The organism is Aquirufa beregesia, from assembly GCF_011090385.1.
GTDB classification, from domain to species: Bacteria; Bacteroidota; Bacteroidia; order Cytophagales; family Spirosomataceae; genus Aquirufa; species Aquirufa beregesia.
The window spans coordinates 1-435 of sequence record NZ_SEWW01000032.1; the positions used below are offsets into that span (position 1 = coordinate 1).

General features: G+C 37.0%; 1 protein-coding gene. It reads right to left on the reverse strand.

Annotated features, from left to right (window positions below; all coding sequences use genetic code 11):
* Positions 1–435, reverse strand: a 435-nt coding sequence (locus EWU23_RS13760; protein ID WP_166233187.1) for a hypothetical protein, incomplete at both ends; no start/stop codon positions are given.

Genomic DNA, 435 nt, shown 5'->3' on the forward strand with positions numbered 1-435 from the left:
GTGTCGTGTACTTAACGGCTGCAACTTTTTTATTTTCCAGTACGAACTTTTCTGAAAAGATGCAGCCAAGTATCTTTCTTTTCGTCTCTCCATTCGACCTCTGATAGAAAGAAACAAGGTTTTCAAGCAATGGGACCTCTTTTTTGATGTAATTCTTGTAGGTGCTACCATGTTCTTGTAGGTGTTCGACCTTATGTTTGATTTGGGCTAGTTCACGGTCATTAATATCCTTCATTCTATGGTATTCAGATGGTTCAAGTTTACCATCCATCAACATGTTTTGGATGTTTTGATTTCTCTGTTCTAATTTCTCAATATCCACCTGATTTTTCGTCATTTCTTTGACCTTGTCACCACTTTCTCTATCGAAGATACTCTCCAACACCTTTCGGTATAATTTAACCGTTTCTGCGGAGATTTGGATTGATTTTAAAA